A 1,318-nucleotide genomic window follows, 5' to 3' on the forward strand; every position below is an offset into this window, starting at 1 on the left:
AAAAGCAGGAGAAAGATTTCATTCGAGACAAGAAGAATGGAAAACTCTCGCGCAAGGTCAAGATAAGAAGGGCGTATGGTGGATGCTAGGTGCCAGGAGGCGACGAAGGACGCGGCAAGCAGCGAAATGCCACGGGGAGCTGCAAGCGAGCATGGATCCGTGGATATCCGAATGGGGGAACCCAATAGAGGCGAACCTCTATTATCCCCACCTGAATATATAGGGTGGGAGAAGCCAACCCGGTGAATTGAAACATCTTAGTAACCGGAGGAAAAGAAATCAAGCGAGATACCCCAAGTAGCGGCGAGCGAACGGGGAGGAGCCCAAACCATATATGTGTAAGCCTGCAAGCGTTGCATATGTGGGGTTGAGGGGCTGGCAGGGTGTAGTTGCAGATACATCGAAGAGTTACAAAACCCATTGTTTAGGCGAACGTTTCTGGAAAGTCAGGCCACAGAGAGTGAAAGCCTCGTAGCCGAAAAGCAATGGACTCTTAGCCGTGACCCCGAGTACCGCCGGACACGTGGAACCCGGTGGGAAGCAGGGAGGACCACCTTCCAAGGCTAAACACTACCTGGCAACCGATAGCGGACAGTACCGTGAGGGAAAGGTGAAAAGCACCCCGGGAGGGGAGTGAAAGAGAACCTGAAACCATATGCTTACAAACAGTAGGAGCACTATTTATCCTTTAGGGGATAAAGTGTGACTGCGTACCTTTTGTAGAATGGGCCAGCGAGTTACGATATCATGCGAGGTTAAATCTATAGAGGATGGAGCCGTAGCGAAAGCGAGTCTTAATAGGGCTATATAGTATGATGTTGTAGACCCGAAACCGGGTGATCTATCCATGGCCAGGGTGAAGTTTTGGTAACACAAAATGGAGGCCCGAACCAGAGTGCGTTGAAAAGTACGTGGATGAGTTGTGGATAGGGGTGAAATGCCAATCGAACCCGGAGATAGCTGGTTCTCCCCGAAATAGCTTTAGGGCTAGCGTTATATGATGCCTTATGGGGGTAGAGCACTGGTTAGGCTAGGGGCCTTCACCGGTTACCGAACCATCCCAAACTGCGAATACCATAAGGTTAATATAGCAGTCAGACTATGGGTGACAAGGTCCATAGTCGAGAGGGAAACAGCCCAGACCAACAGCTAAGGTCCCAAAATCTATGCTAAGTGGGAAAGGAAGTAGAGTTGCACAGACAGCCAGGATGTTGGCTTAGAAGCAGCCACCATTTAAAGAGTGCGTAATAGCTCACTGGTCAAGTGGCTCTGCGCCGAAAATGTAACGGGGCTAAGCATAGTACCGAAGCTTTGGATT

At 50.2% G+C, this 1,318-nt stretch carries 1 rRNA gene; it reads left to right on the plus strand.

Annotated features, from left to right (window positions below):
* Nucleotides 1-55: 55 nt before the first annotated feature.
* A 23S ribosomal RNA gene (locus JCM14374_RS12825) occupies nt 56-1,318 on the plus strand; the annotation flags it as partial.

The organism is Syntrophomonas palmitatica JCM 14374, assembly GCF_001311885.1.
GTDB lineage: Bacteria > Bacillota > Syntrophomonadia > Syntrophomonadales > Syntrophomonadaceae > Syntrophomonas_A > Syntrophomonas_A palmitatica.